This window comes from Paenibacillus sp. JT22N7, from assembly GCF_059383875.1.
This window is the reverse complement of sequence record NZ_JBXENY010000002.1, coordinates 352,219-366,424: the sequence shown is the minus strand read 5'-3', so window position 1 is coordinate 366,424 and position 14,206 is coordinate 352,219. Positions and strand designations below refer to the sequence as shown.

General features: G+C 49.6%; 10 protein-coding genes. 3 read left to right on the top strand and 7 right to left on the bottom strand.

The window, feature by feature from the left end; all coding sequences use genetic code 11:
• Nucleotides 1–33: 33 nt before the first annotated feature.
• The 4 genes from AC50Y5_RS06285 to AC50Y5_RS06270 form a co-directional block, all read right to left on the bottom strand.
• Nucleotides 34–3,534, bottom strand: coding sequence for a discoidin domain-containing protein (locus AC50Y5_RS06285; protein WP_494859236.1), 3,501 nt, complete (start codon nucleotides 3,532–3,534; stop codon nucleotides 34–36).
• 277 nt (nucleotides 3,535–3,811) lie between these two features.
• Entirely contained in the window at nucleotides 3,812–4,549 is a 738-nt protein-coding gene (locus AC50Y5_RS06280) for a response regulator transcription factor (protein WP_056042948.1), read from the bottom strand.
• Nucleotides 4,537–6,315, bottom strand: coding sequence for a cache domain-containing sensor histidine kinase (locus tag AC50Y5_RS06275; protein WP_056042951.1), 1,779 nt, complete (start codon nucleotides 6,313–6,315; stop codon nucleotides 4,537–4,539). Before AC50Y5_RS06275 ends, AC50Y5_RS06280 begins: the two co-directional genes overlap by 13 nt.
• Nucleotides 6,316–6,506: 191 nt before the next feature.
• Entirely contained in the window at nucleotides 6,507–7,892 is a 1,386-nt protein-coding gene (locus AC50Y5_RS06270; protein ID WP_056042953.1) for an FAD-dependent oxidoreductase, read from the bottom strand.
• 125 nt (nucleotides 7,893–8,017) lie between these two features.
• Here AC50Y5_RS06270 and AC50Y5_RS06265 point away from each other — a divergent pair, with 125 nt between their 5' ends.
• Nucleotides 8,018–9,046, top strand: coding sequence for a LacI family DNA-binding transcriptional regulator (locus AC50Y5_RS06265; RefSeq protein ID WP_056042955.1), 1,029 nt, complete (start codon nucleotides 8,018–8,020; stop codon nucleotides 9,044–9,046).
• 121 nt (nucleotides 9,047–9,167) lie between these two features.
• Here AC50Y5_RS06265 and AC50Y5_RS06260 read toward each other — a convergent pair whose 3' ends face one another.
• On the bottom strand, nucleotides 9,168–9,953 hold the full coding sequence (locus tag AC50Y5_RS06260; protein WP_056042957.1) for a sugar phosphate isomerase/epimerase family protein: 786 nt from the start codon (nucleotides 9,951–9,953) through the stop codon (nucleotides 9,168–9,170).
• Between the two features lie 139 nt (nucleotides 9,954–10,092).
• Between AC50Y5_RS06260 and AC50Y5_RS06255 the strand changes: the two genes are divergently transcribed.
• Nucleotides 10,093–10,938 (top strand): helix-turn-helix domain-containing protein, encoded by an 846-nt coding sequence (locus tag AC50Y5_RS06255; protein ID WP_494859232.1) that lies wholly within the window; start codon nucleotides 10,093–10,095, stop codon nucleotides 10,936–10,938.
• 37 nt (nucleotides 10,939–10,975) lie between these two features.
• Here AC50Y5_RS06255 and AC50Y5_RS06250 read toward each other — a convergent pair whose 3' ends face one another.
• Nucleotides 10,976–11,839: a helix-turn-helix domain-containing protein gene (locus AC50Y5_RS06250; RefSeq protein WP_494859231.1), complete on the bottom strand. Its 864-nt coding sequence runs from the start codon at nucleotides 11,837–11,839 to the stop codon at nucleotides 10,976–10,978.
• 140 nt (nucleotides 11,840–11,979) lie between these two features.
• Between AC50Y5_RS06250 and AC50Y5_RS06245 the strand changes: the two genes are divergently transcribed.
• A complete protein-coding gene (locus AC50Y5_RS06245; RefSeq protein WP_494859229.1) occupies nucleotides 11,980–13,095 on the top strand; it encodes a glycoside hydrolase family 88 protein in 1,116 nt (371 codons plus the stop codon).
• Nucleotides 13,096–13,323: 228 nt separating this feature from the next.
• On the opposite strand, the gene AC50Y5_RS06240 is transcribed toward AC50Y5_RS06245, so the two are convergent.
• Nucleotides 13,324–13,950, bottom strand: coding sequence for an SGNH/GDSL hydrolase family protein (locus AC50Y5_RS06240; RefSeq protein WP_056042967.1), 627 nt, complete (start codon nucleotides 13,948–13,950; stop codon nucleotides 13,324–13,326).
• Nucleotides 13,951–14,206: the final 256 nt, after the last annotated feature.

Sequence of the window (14,206 nt, the reverse complement as noted above, 5' to 3'; positions counted from 1 at the left end):
CCCGCGTGACAAGGACTTAGGCCGAGATGGTCCCTAATCGTTGACGAAGCCGACAAACACCTCATTGATTCTGGCCATCATATCATTCGAATTGCCATTGCCCCATGACGGACGGACAAAATGGAAGCGCACGGCAGTCGTCACGATGGGATTTTCCAAATTCAACATCGTATACTGACCCCAAAAAGCGTCCTGATCATTATCTCGGACTTCGGCTATCGTCTTCCATTCTCCGTCTTCCAAGAACTGCAGATCAAAATCTCTGACATGCCAGTTGGCCGAGCCTATAACCGGCACATGTCCGCTCCACAGCTTCACTTGGTTGATCGTTTGCTCCGTTGTCCAGTCCAGCATCAGATAAGGCGCTTGGGAGCCGTTTGATATCCAGCGGGTTTCCAAGCTTCCGTCAAGTACTCTATCTTTTGTATTTGTACCCAACGTGGAGTCGACCGACAACTGCGCAGTAATCGCTAGATTATTGGTTACATTAAGAACGAACGTTCCAGTGCGAGCAACGCCATCCAAGACGACAGCTGCCTGCAATGTAGCTTCTCCAGCTTGAAGCGCGGTAACCACGCCCGTATGATCAACAGTCACTAGATCCGGCGTCAGACTTATGAAAGATATGTCCGCATTTTCCAACGAAGCCTCCGATCCTGTATTGTATGTGCCGGTCACATGCAGTTGGGTAGTCATGCCCGGCACCAGCTGCGAACGATCCGCCTTTACCGCTACGGCCGCAAGTTCGACGGGAGGGTAAGTTTCAACCCGCAGGTAAGGCCTATAGCTGGAGTCGGTTCCATTATATAGCTGCGTCAAGTAACCGATTTGATCGGCATCCTGGGCAAAAGCAAGCGATATCGTCCGATCTCCATCCAGCCGTTCTTGCAAGAGCACAGTCGCATCGAATACATACCAGACATTCTCGCCGTTATTATTCAGCTGCACAGTCGAGAGCTTCTCGCCCAGCTCTGGCGGAGACTGGTACGAATTCCATTGCATTGTATCGCTGTCCCAGTCATTGCTGTCCACTGCATAGAGAGAAGTTGCAGCTCCCGTCTCTCCAGCAGGGCTCTCCAGCGCCTGTCCATAAACATAGAGCCAGGCGGTAGCCAGCTTGCCTTCAATGGGATTCAGATCGAATTGCAGATAGCTCCTCGCCGATTCGCTATCTTCTCCACCCTTAATCTGTAAGAGATCCGTAACCGGGGCGTTCTGAGCATTTTTCTGTACACTTGCCGCCTTGGTTGCCGACAGCAGCTCGGAAACCGCCACTTGATTCTCATAATCCGTCCCATTATTTCCGCTGATCTCATTGCCAAAGAGACGAATATTCGTACCGTGCGAGATCATAACGCCATTCGTATTCCCCGTAACATGATTGTCCTGAATGACAATATTCTCGGGTATTCCTGCGCCATTCCCGGCGTTGGTCGGATCGCCATCGTCTTTCATGGCAATTATGCCCCAGAAGTCGGGAGCCGTATTGTTCACGATCTGATTGCCCTTCACTTTCGTTCCGGGCGCATTTTTCAGACGTATTCCCTGGCTCCCCGCGTTCGTAAATCCGGTAATGGTATTATTCTCGATAATCGTATCCGGAGATCCCAAATACACCTGTACCCCATACCGTTTCACATTCTCGATTAAATTGTTATGAATATAATTGCCAGGTCCCGCGGCATCATGTGTAGCGCCCGGATTGCCAACGCCGACAGCCGCTTCGCCGCCGCCAACGATATGGTTGCCGCTTACTTCATTCATATACTCGTCTTCTCCATGGAAATCAATAGCGTCTAATGCCGAGTTCAAGTAGTAGTTGTTTTCAATGAGATTGTTATGCGTGTAAGAATGCGCCATCGTTCCGTGACGCAGATAGGGACCGATAAACTCGTTGTTGCGAACGACATTGAAACGAGAATCGTCCTCTCTGCCGAGCCGACTTTCCTTGGACTTGCCTTCGATGGACACGCCATATCCATTTCCGCCCTCGGCTAAGTTCGTCGCGTTGCGAAAAAGCGAATTTTCCACAATGACATCATGACTGTTCGTAATGACAACGCCGATCCGTTGAAACTTCTCGATCGTCAGATTGTCCAGCGTAATGTTATATGACGGTTTGCCGGAAGCGGCGGTAATCATGATCACCTGCTTAGGTCCGCCCCGATCCGGATTCGCAACCGACGTATTCGTTGAATAATTCAAGTCCCAGCTGGATGTAACTGTCATGTTGCTGATCTTAATATTGTTTTGTCCAGCCATGCGAAATACGATGCCTTCAACCGTAGCATATTCTTCCTGTTCATTAGCATGGTCGGAGACCAGCAGAACGCCATCCTGACTCTCGCCGCGCATCTGCACGCCGGATTTCATAATGAAATGGGTAACTCCGTCCATATCTGTGCTCGTTAATTGATAGTGTCCGTTCGGAAGATAAACTTCGTCCCCAAGCGTCGCTGCAGCCAGTGCAGCCCGGATAGCTTGAGCGTCATCAATTCCGTTGTCGGCAGGATCGGCGCCGAAGTCCAAGACATTATACGTAGAACCAGTCACTGCCTGAGCCTCATGCGGCACATGCGGTGTGCCATCCGCATAATAGAGACCAGCTTTTGTCGGAATTGGGGAATCCGGATCCGGTCCTGTTGGTGGAATCTCCACATCCCTTAATATAACCCCGTCCACATGGGGAGGGTAAACCTGAATTTCCGTTATGCTTGTCCATTCGCTTGCTCCGCGCCCGACAACCCGTACATAACGGGCAGTGGAGGCTTCAAAACCAAAGGCTTCAACCTGCGTCGTCGTGCCGCTGCTGTCGCCGCTGTATAAGCGGGTCCAGTTGGTCTGGTCGTTCGAAACCTCAATATCAATGGTCTTACGGCGATTGTCTCCCCGGTAGAAAGCAACTCCCAGATAAGAAACCAGCTGTTCCGAGCCCAGATCCAGTTCGATCCATTGCCCGTCATCATACGCCGACCACCTTGTCTGAATATCGCCGTCAATGGCATACTCCGGAATATTGGAATCGCTGCCGCTGGCCCGATAACCCGCGACCGTCAGCGGGGTTGCTGAAGCACCGCTAAGTGCCGGTGTGGATACGATCACCTCATTGCTCGGCACAGAGGTCAACTCAGTCGTCGTATGCGCTCTTATGGTAAAGGCGTATTCGGTGCTAGGCTCCAGATTGAACACAAGCGCGCTATATAGACCGCCATTCGCATCATAGGTGGAAAAACTTACGGAAACCGCAGGACTGTCGCCGTTGTAGATCACATATTGGCTAACATCAGAGCTTGGCAACGGATTCCACTGCAGCTTGACAGTTGTGCTCGTCGTCTCCATGACGTGAACAGCGAATGGCGGTTCCACCTCAACATTGTAATCGTCCGGAGCGACGTTCTCGAAATCCTCGAATACGATCCGGTTAGCAGACTCCGCTTCGGCTTCGGCCTGCACACGGCTCGAGCCCATTAAACCCGTGAACAGCATACTTAGGATTAATAATAACGCTGTAGATCTTTTTGTACGAATAGTCATTATCCACCACATCCTTTCTTTCATGTCATTTCATTTGCTCTTCTCTTGCAGTCTCACTGTAAGCGCTTCCAATAAAACCCAGACCAGATTTCCTCTTACACCTCCCGAATATCCGAATGCAATCATTCTGTCGCAATACATGAAGTCTCTGCACCAATTAGAAGCGCTTAATAACAAGTATACAAGTCAGCCTGTCAGTGAAAAACAACGCAAGTTCGAGAAAAGCTACGATATTTATAGCATCTGTTTTGTTTTGTGCTCAATGATCTAACCGGCCTTAGTTCAGCGGCCTTTTTCTATATTCGGTAGGCTTCGCTCCGCAATGCTGCCGAAACACGGCCATAAAGTGATTGGCGCTGGCATAGCCGCAAAGGTTTGCGACCTCGTATATTTTCAGATGTGTATGGGTCAGCAGCTCCTTGGCTTTACTCATCCGGCAGGCCGTCACATAATCAGAATAGTTTTGCCCGGTTTTCACTTTAAACAATGTGGATAAATATTGGTGATTCAAATGCACCTGCTCCGCGATGAATGGAAGTGAAACATCCTGATCCAGACAAGAGGCGACCAGTTCCTTCACTCTTCGAATCGTCAGATCTTCATGGGCTGCTTCGGCGTTAGGCATCTCTACCGCCCGCTCGCGGTCCAGCCGCGCTTTCAAATTCAATAGAAAATAGGAAAGCTCAATCCGGTCCACCGGCTTCAGGATGTAATCCGACGCATTGTGACGCATCGCCGCCTTGGCATAAGTAAAATCTTCATGCCCGCTGATGATTAATACAGGAAGGTTGGGATACCCCCCCCGGACATGCCGCAATAACTCGATTCCGTTCATCTGGGGCATACGGATATCCGTGATCAGCAAATCCACCGACTGCATTCTGAGAAGCTCCAGCGCAGCGAAACCGTGCTCCGCTTCTGCGGTTACCCTGTAACTGCCGATCACTTCCTCTATCATTATCTTTAACCCTTCTTGAATTTTCTTCTCGTCTTCTACCAGCATCACATTGTACATTCTAATTCCCCCCAACGTAATGGCAGCCGGATTCTCCATAGTGTTCCGGAAGCCTCATCGCTCTCCACGCTTAAGCCGTATTCCACGCCATAAAGCAGTTGAATGCGATGGTGAATATTTTTGATGGCATAGCCTTTAAGTGTGTCTCCAAACTTTGGACGGCTGCCGTCCCGCTCCGGCTTGCACAACATCTGCTCGCGAACCTCCAATAAACGTTGCGTCGGCATCCCCACCCCATTATCCTGTACAGTCAGGAGCAAATCCTGATCCAGCACGGATGCCCTGATCGTTATCGTTAATCCTCTATTCCCCATTCCGTGCTCCAATGCATTCTCAACCAGCGGCTGAAGCAGCAGCTTTGGTACAAGACAAGATTCGAAGGACGGATCCACATACATTTCCGAACACAGCTTCTCGCCATGTCTGGATAACTGAATTTGCAAATAGGCGTGAACGAACCGTATCTCCTCCTTCAATTGCACCGGCCGTTCCTGCTTGTCAACCGTGTATCTCAGCATTTTCCCCAAGCTGGCAACAATGTCGCTGATTTCGAGATTTCTCTCCTTCAGCGCCTGCATGCTTACCAATTCCAACGTGTTGTACAGAAAATGCGGATTAATCTGGCTTTGCAGAGCCGACAGCTCGGCTTCGCGTTCGCGCAGCTTCGTTTCATATACTTCCTTGACCAGCCGCTCCACTTCCGTCACCATCAGATTAAAACCCTGGGCCAATTGCCCAATTTCATCGCGATTCATCAAGCTCAAATCTGCCCGTTCGCTGAAAGCCCCGTCCTTTACCCGCCGCATGCGCGATTGAAGATAACGAATCGGCCTGACCAGCCGCTCTGACGTAAAGATCGCAAGCAAATAGGCAATGATAAGCGATATTACTGAAATGAGGATCGTAAATCCGACGATTTCCTTGCCTCCCCGTTGCAAATCGGCCATCGGGATAAGTCCGTGAATATTCACTTTCGTTGATTTGGAGTGCATGGTTGTGTACATATAAGTCTGGTCATTCCAATCTATCGTTCCGTCCCCCGGACCGGTATCCGGGAAATTAACCAGTCCATCCGGAAATAACAGCTCGCCGTTATCCTTTGTCAAGTAAAACTGGCTGTTGTCGCTGAGCCATACTTCTGACAATAACGCTTCGAGCTCTTTCATGTTAAAATCAATTTTGACGACCCCGATGCTTTGCCCCGTTGCAGGGTGATTCAATGCTCTGGCAGCGGAAATTACCCGCTCCGATCGTTTGTAATAAGTCGTCTCGTGAGGTTCGATGATGACAAGCCTTCCTTCAGCATCCAACACCTCCTGCATCCAGCCATTTCCTTTCTCGTTCCAATAACGCTGTGTCAGTTTTTCTTGAACGCTGTACATAATACCGTCGCGGGTAAAAAAAATCATTCGTTCAATTCCAGGCTGATCCAATGTGAGCGAAGCTGCTACTCTTGCCATTTTGGTAATTTCCGCTGACGGAATAAGCTTCTCCTCGCCTGGTTCTTCATAACTGTGCTTCTCCAAAATACGCAGCACATCTTCGTTATACAAGGGAGCCACCGTTATTCTGTCCGCACCTTTTATCGTATTTTCCAAATTAATTTTCACTTGATTCATAATTTGCATGGAGTACGCTCTGGAGTTTTTTTCGGTTTCCTCCGCAAAGTTATTGTAAGTGCTGATTCCGCTAATCAGGAATGGAATGGTGATGAGCAGAACGAACATGGTTATAAATTTGGCTCGTATCGAAATATACCGCTTCATTTCACCGACTCCTCCTGACAGATTATAAGCGCAAACATATACTATCACACGGTAAAAAAAAAGGCCGCTCATCCGGTAGAATGTTTGTTTTCCAACAAACTTCCGATACGAGGCGACCTTATGAAAAAGTCTACCATGTTCCATTTATTTCTTCAATTGAATTTGGCCGTTATCTCGCTGGCGGATGCGAGCTATACAGTCTGCCCACTGCGCAGCAGCGCGCCATTTTGAATTAGACGCTCCTGCAGCTGTCCAATGTCGATTTTTCCCGGTGATATACCCTGCTCCCATCCAATTGCTGCCGCCGTACCGGCAGCCTGTCCCGTCGCCATGCAGCTAGGTGTCAGACGCGTCGTTGCCAGCGCCTCATGCGTCGTCGAAATGCAGCGGCCTGCCACGAGCAGATTGTCAATCCGCTTTGGCAGCAAACAGCGGTAAGGAATATCGTATGCCCCGTCTCCCTTGACCCATGCGGCCTGTACGCCCTTGCCGGACGGATCGTGAATGTCGATGGGATAGCCGCTTCGTGCAATGCAATCATCAAACGCGCGTCCATCTACAACATCCTGTACTTGGAGTGAATAGCAGCCGTCTATTCTGCGGCTCTCTCGTATGCCGATTTGCGCTCCGACCGAAGAGATGGAAGCGTTCTCGAAGCCTGGCAAGCAGCGGGTCATGAAATCCGCGACCATGCGCACCTGCTTCCTGCCCTGCACCTCTCCTTCCGTCAAATCCTCCAATTCAGTTCCATCCAGCCCTTGAACACGAGTCGTATTGACAAGCACTTCGTCCGGTCCCGGACCTGTGAAGAAAAGGACCTGGTCTCTGTTAATGGGCAGGTCAGCCTCCTTCCAATGCTTGAAGTAACCCAATACGCCGGTCAATGGCAGTTCCTCCAGCTCATCGAAAGGCGTCTTCTTGTAAAACTCGTCCGGATGGTCGATCATATACCGTTTAACTCTCGCCAGGTCAACGCCTCTCATTCGGAACTTCATCGTCATCGGCTGCGTCAAATTGTCGCTGTCGCGTCCCTGCAAGCACGGCGCACCTGACAGATAGGCAAGATCGGCATCCCCTGTCGCATCGATGAACTGCGATGCCGAAATTTCGTACTTCCCGGACTTGGTAGCCAATCGTACCGTTTCAATGAGGCCGTCCCTGGTCTGCACTTCGTCCATGAAGCTGTGCAGCAGCACCTTCACACCCGCCTCGCGCAGCATATCAATGATTAACACCTTATACACTTCAGGATCATAAGGGGTGATCGTCTTTACAAAGCCTACCGTATCGCGAACATGACCGGGCGAAGCCCCCTCGACCATCAAGCGGTCTACAATTTCCTGCGCCGTTCCGGCAATGACCTGCTTGCCATCCATCGTGTGAAAGGTCATCCATGGATAGACCAAAGCTGTAGTCGACATGCCCCCAAGAAAACCGTATCGTTCAACTAGAAGTGTTCGCGCCCCGCTCCTTCCAGCTGCCAGCGCCGCATTAATCCCCGCCGGCCCTCCGCCGCATACCACAATATCCGTCTCTATTTTTCTCACACTTAACCCCTCCTCTGAAAGTATTTTCATTATAGGAGTCGGGGGACTTCTAAAGTAGTTCAACTTTAGTTTAAAATAGAGCTGTCAAGCGTTAGCGTGGACAATGGCTTTACGTTCGCATCCCCTAACCACACGGAGAAAAGAGGAAGGCGGTTTTGAAATTGGGAACTCGTAAATCGATTACTCTGCACGATCTTTCCAAAGAACTTGGTATTTCGATTCAGACCATATCCAAAGCGCTGAGCGGACGAGCCGGCATGTCAGAGGAAACGCGAAGCCGCATTATCCGAACAGCCTTCGTACGCGGCTATTTGACTGTATCTCAGGCACGTGCGATGGTCAGCCGCGGCATCACGCCCTATCCAACCTTCCAATTTCGATTTGTATTGATACAGTCTCGGCAATCTATGAATTACAACGTATTGTTGACAGAGGGGATAAGAGAGAGGCTCGATCAATTGGAGCATCGACTGGAAAGCTATGTGCTGGATGAGGATGTGCCGGATCACGCATTCTCGGACTGGATGGAGCAGCGCAATTTGCCGACGGCCGACGGTCTGTTCATCGCACCCCGACTGCTCTCGGACTCCACAGAGCGCAAGCTGTTCGAGCTGCCTTTACCCAAGGTGCTGATTAATTATCCGAGACCGCTTTCCCGAATCGACAGCGTAATCTGGGATGTGTTCGAAGCCGTCTGCTTGGCCGTGGACCGGCTCGCGCAGCTTGGCCATACCCGTATTATGTACGTAGGAGATATTCACAGCCAGCGAGGGTATACAAGAAGATGGCAGGCGTTTGAGGAAATGATGGGTGAGCTTCAGTTGGATCATGACGCAGAACTGCATATAACGGACGTTTGGGACGAGTTCATGCTGATTGACAAGCTGCGCAGCAGCCAACCAACATCAATCATTGCCGCCATCGATGAAGATATCGTAAGGCTGTACGACAGTCTTACCTCCCTCGGCTATCGCATCCCGGAGGATATCTCCCTAGTCGGCTTGGCCAACGGACCGGTGGCGGCGCTGCCGCATTTAAGCCGCCCCCAGCTTCTGATCAGGGAGACCGGATATAAAGCGGCTGAGAAAATGCTGTGGCGCCTCGCCAACCAGGGCGAGCCCTATGAGCATATCCGCATTGCCGGCCCTTTCCACAACGGGCAAACCATCCGGCGCTTCAGCTGAGAAGCGCCGGATGGTTTGATGTTCGGAAGAACTGAGCTCTCTCTACAAAAAAAGCAAGCAAAGCTGTTCCGGTTGTTCGATTCGCAGCTCACTGAGGTTCGCCTTTTCGGCAGTCGCGTTCTCAGTCTTCACCGAACTGATTCGGTTGCAAATTGGACATTAATTGATATAGATTGCTAAAGCTAGTTTGCACGCAGCCCATCGGTGTTGTTCTGCAAACATCCTGTTCTACTACGTACCACTCGACTCCGTTCTCCTCTCCCCAGCGAATAATCGGTTCAAATTCAATCAATCCTGTACCGATTTCCGCAAATGCCTGCTCACCGTCTGCGGTCATATCCTTCATATGGACAATCGGCATCCTGCCCGCATATGGTTTGAAGAATGATGCTGGCTCAAAACCGCACTTTTGAAGCCAATATACATCCAACTCTGCGAGGATTTCATTGTCTACAGCAGCCTCAAGTAAGTATGAAAGCGCGTCCTGCCCCTCTATCACCGTTTCAAATTCAAAAGCATGATTGTGATAGCTGATTCGGAAGCCTTCGCCCTTCAAATGCTTCGCAATACCATTCAAATCTTTCTTCAGTTGTTTGTATCCGCCTTCATTTCGCAGCTCAGCGGGAATACTTGGGCAAATAATATCCCGCGTGCCGAACAGCCTGGCGTCCGAGACCACTTTGCCTGTGTTCGTAACAATGTCATGGAAACCAACATGCATGCCCGCGGTCTTCAATCCAACTTCGTCCAAAACCGCTTTGAGTTCCTGCGGGTCATAGCCTTGAAAGCCCGCAAACTGTACACCGCCATAGCCAATTTTACTTATTTTACGAAGAACTCCAGGGAAATCCACATGGCATTCCTCGCGAAGCGTATACAATTGAACCGCAATCTTATCTTTTAACAAACTACCATCTCCTTTACTTAATTAATCCCCAGTATAGTGACAATTGATTTAGATGTGAATATCCGATTCTCTGCTTGTTGACTTATTTTGCAACATTTATGATAGTAGTAATAATTTACTCACTTGGAGGTGGCAGCAAATGATAGATTCATCGTGGATCGATTGCCTGTTGACCGGTTATTCTCATCATACATCACCATTCACCGGCTCCTTGCAAAAGGGCACAGCTGACAATCGCTTGCTCCTGCGGTTCCAGGTAAAAGGAACATGCCGTGTCGAGATTAACGATGAGATATATGTTGTGCAGCCCGGCGATCTGATCATCCGCAAGCCAGGGGAATACTACCGGCTAGTGGTTGAGGCCGATAAAGACGCTGACGCCTCTCAGCCAATTGAGAGCGCCGATTACTACTTAACCTGCAGCCAAGCATGGGTTCAGCAGTGGTGCAGCCGGAACGATTTTCCAAGCAAGGTTCATCTGGATACGGCAGAAGACTTCTTGGCATTGTGGAGAAAACTGATCTATGAGAAGCGGAATATTCATGGGGATAATGCGGAAATGTTAGACGCTTTAATCAAAGTTTTATGTCTAACTATCGAGAGATATGTAATACGGAAGCAGACGGCGACGGCCTCCAGGCCGGAGCTCAACATTCCTTACAAAATGAAGCAGTATTTGGAGAAGCATGCTACCGAGCCGCTGACGCTGACCCATATCGCAGAACGTTACGGCATCAGCGTATCGACAGCCTCCCACTTGTTCAAGCAAGCGTTCGGGCAATCTCCAATGCGTTATGTCATTGAGATCAGGCTGTCTATTGCCTCAGAGAGAATTCTATACAGTGACATGAAACTGGAAGATATCGCCGAAGCCTCCGGGTTTCGCAGCTATCCTTATTTCTGCCGCGCCTTCCGGGCTCATTTTCACGCCAGTCCCAGCAAATACCGTGTTCGGAATCAGCTTCACAAGGCAGAGAATCCTTAATTGGAACGAAGCAGCTATATATTGCCGCTGCTCCCCGCTACAGCCTCAGGCGGTATTGATGCGGAGACACGCCCATAATCCGTTTGAACAGGCTAATAAAATAAGAGGTGCTCGTAAACCCTACCTGCTCGCCGATCACTTCTACGGATTTGTTCGTCGTTTGAAGCAGACTGCAAGCCTGCTGCATTCTGCGGGCTGTCAAATAGCCCGTAATATTGCTACCCGTCTCTTGCCGAAACAGCCGGGACAAATAAGATTTTGACATGTGGAGCTCGTCCGCAAGCAGCTCCAGCTGAAAGGGCTCCCCGTAATGATTTTCAATCCATGCCATAACACGTTCCGATTGGCGAATCGGCTTCATATGTTCCTCCTGCCTGGGCCCCGGAATAACCTTTCGTATAATTAATGACAGCACCTTCAACAAATAGAGCGCGCTCTGCTCATCCTTGCTGCTGGCGGAGGAAGCGAGCTGGCTATTCTGGAATGCGGAGCAAGCGGCATTCAACTCTTCATTGCAATCGATCATATCTATGCCCTGCAAAGCGATAAGCCCTTGAAGCATTCGTTTATAGACGTCATAAAGAGCCGGAAACGGCTTTAAGTAGCCCTTCATAAATACAGGGTCGAAATGAAAAACGCTGCGTTCATACGGCCGGCTTTCATCCACTTCCGCATAGACATTATGCAGCTGATAGGGTTGAAAATAAAACAGCATGCCCGGCTTAAGCTCGTACGTCTTCTGATTGACGGTAACCGAGCCGTGTCCCTGATGCACAGCCAACACCTCGAAGCCCCGATGCCAATGATAATACCCTTCGAAATCTTGCTGCGACCAGTTGCGGTATGACCAAAGAAAAGATAGTCCCCCGTAGTCCATTTCCTGAAACAGCGTCCCCTTCATTGACTGCACCCCTTCATTTCAACAAGTCAACAGAACAACATTTTTAACCATTGTAGCGTAACTTTGTCCATTTGTCAGAGACTATAATGATAGCAAGCAGCTTAACCACAATAATGGGTAACGAGGGGGCTTACTACTAAATGAATCAGGCATACAAAGAGAAAACATTGGCGCAATTAACCGAAAAGGTAGAGCGCATGATAAACCAAATTGGAGATAAAACGCCTCATGTGGCAAAAGCCAACGGCATCTATGACAGCACAGACGATAATTGGTGGACGTCCGGCTTCTGGCCCGGCCTGCTTTGGGTTATGCATGATGCAACAGGGAAAGAGTCATTCAAGGCAGCCGCTTGGGAATGGGACGCTAAGCTGGAGCGCTGCTTCTGCGAGCATCCCGTACAATTGCATCACGATGTCGGCTTTCAGTTTCTGCCGACTGCTGTCATTAAATACGAATTAACGGGCAATCAGGAAGGTCTGCGAAACGGCTTGGAGGCGGCAAACTTCCTCGCGGGCCGCTTCAACGTGAATGGAGAGTTTATTCGTGCGTGGAACGAGCAAGAGGCGCTCGGCTGGGCCATTGTTGATTGCATGATGAATATCCCCCTGTTGTTCTGGGCAAGCCGCATGACCGGCGACCCGCGTTACAAGCATATCGCGATACGTCACGCGGACACCTTCCTCCGTTACGCCATTCGCGAGGACGGCTCGGTATGTCATATTTTATCTTTTGATCCGGAGACGGGCGCGTTTATAGAACCGCTGGGCGGTCAAGGCTTTTCCGGCTCCTCAGCGTGGAGCCGAGGCAATGCCTGGGCCCTTTATGGCCTCGCGATTGCTTACCGATGCACCGGACTTGAGCGTTATTTGCACGCGGCGAAGCGGGTAGCGCATTACTTTGTCGCTGCCCTGCCGGAAGACTATGTGCCGTATTGGGATTTCCGCGTAGAAAACATAGAAAACGAGCCGCGCGATACTTCCGCTGCCGCCATCGCAGCATCAGGTCTGCTCGAACTTGCTGAGCTGGTTCCATCCGCGGAACGCAGGATCTATAACGCGGCTGCCGAGAAAATCCTGTATTCACTTAGCGAGAATTATGCGACCTGGGACAATCCGGACCATGAAGCGATTCTTCTCCAAGGCACCGGGCATAAGCCTCAGAACGCCAACATCAATGTATCGCTTATATACGGAGACTACTACTTCGTGGAGGCCTTCGCCAAGCTTAACGGCTGGAGCCATCGGATCTTTTAGCCTGCCTCATGTCGTTTATTGTAGAGACATTTTTTGATCTTTGCACTATGGAATACGAATCATAAGAAAATATAGCCTCCATCACAACTCTCACTGAGGTTTTGGAGGCTTCCTCATTACATATTTGTATCTGTCCCTTTCTGTTACTATCTATGACCCAACTATTTTTTCTCCCCTTGTATTCTTGAATCCAGACAACGCCGCGTAGGTTCTGAGATTTTAGTGATTTTAGAGTCGCGCCAAAAAGCTGCTTGCCATCGAGGCAATACGCGCATGGCCCTGTTCATTAGGGTGCAAACGATCTGAAGTGAGAACGGAAAGTGTGAAGCGGTTGAACCCACTCTCGGCATATAAGTTCAGCACAGGCAAAGCATATTCAAGGCCTATTTCCTGAATGACCTCGACATAATCAATCAGTCGATGGCCAGCCTGGTTGATGGAGTGTATGTCAAAGCCGTCCTTATCACGCTGCAGAGGCGTCCATAAGCTCAGACGGCATGCGGGATTTTTCGCAAGAATATCCTCGACTAATTCGATATATGCCCCATAGAACGTATGAATATTTCGATCTTCCTTCCGTCCTATAGGTTTGTCCAATCGAAAATCATTGGTACCCGCAAAGATAGTGACACAATCATAACCAAGCTCCATCTTGCGTCCTATATGCACGGTTGCACCATAATCCTTGTCACCGCCTGCAGTAAGCGGGCATCCGTTTTGTCCTGCATTCGTAATAACGGAGAAGCCTAATGCCGCACCTACCAAGGGTTGATAGCCATTAGCTGCTGTAATACTATCACCCAGTGCACACCAGCTTTTTCCATACCATCGTCGTTCATCTTTTATAAGCTCCATTTTCTTCTTTCCCCCTAATAATCCGTTTTCTCTATTATAAAATGTAGCCATCGATGATAAAGTTTAATTTTAGTTTAAACAATAATGAGTACATGATACGATAGGTGTATACATCCCGAAAAATAGAGGTACATTTCCCTGCCCATTCGTAAGCCGGTTAAATAAAATCAGATTCGCAGCCTGAGAGCGGCACGTATCATCTCCTATCCGATTGAACGCAAGCGATTCATACTTGTAAAAACCCAACAATCAGTTA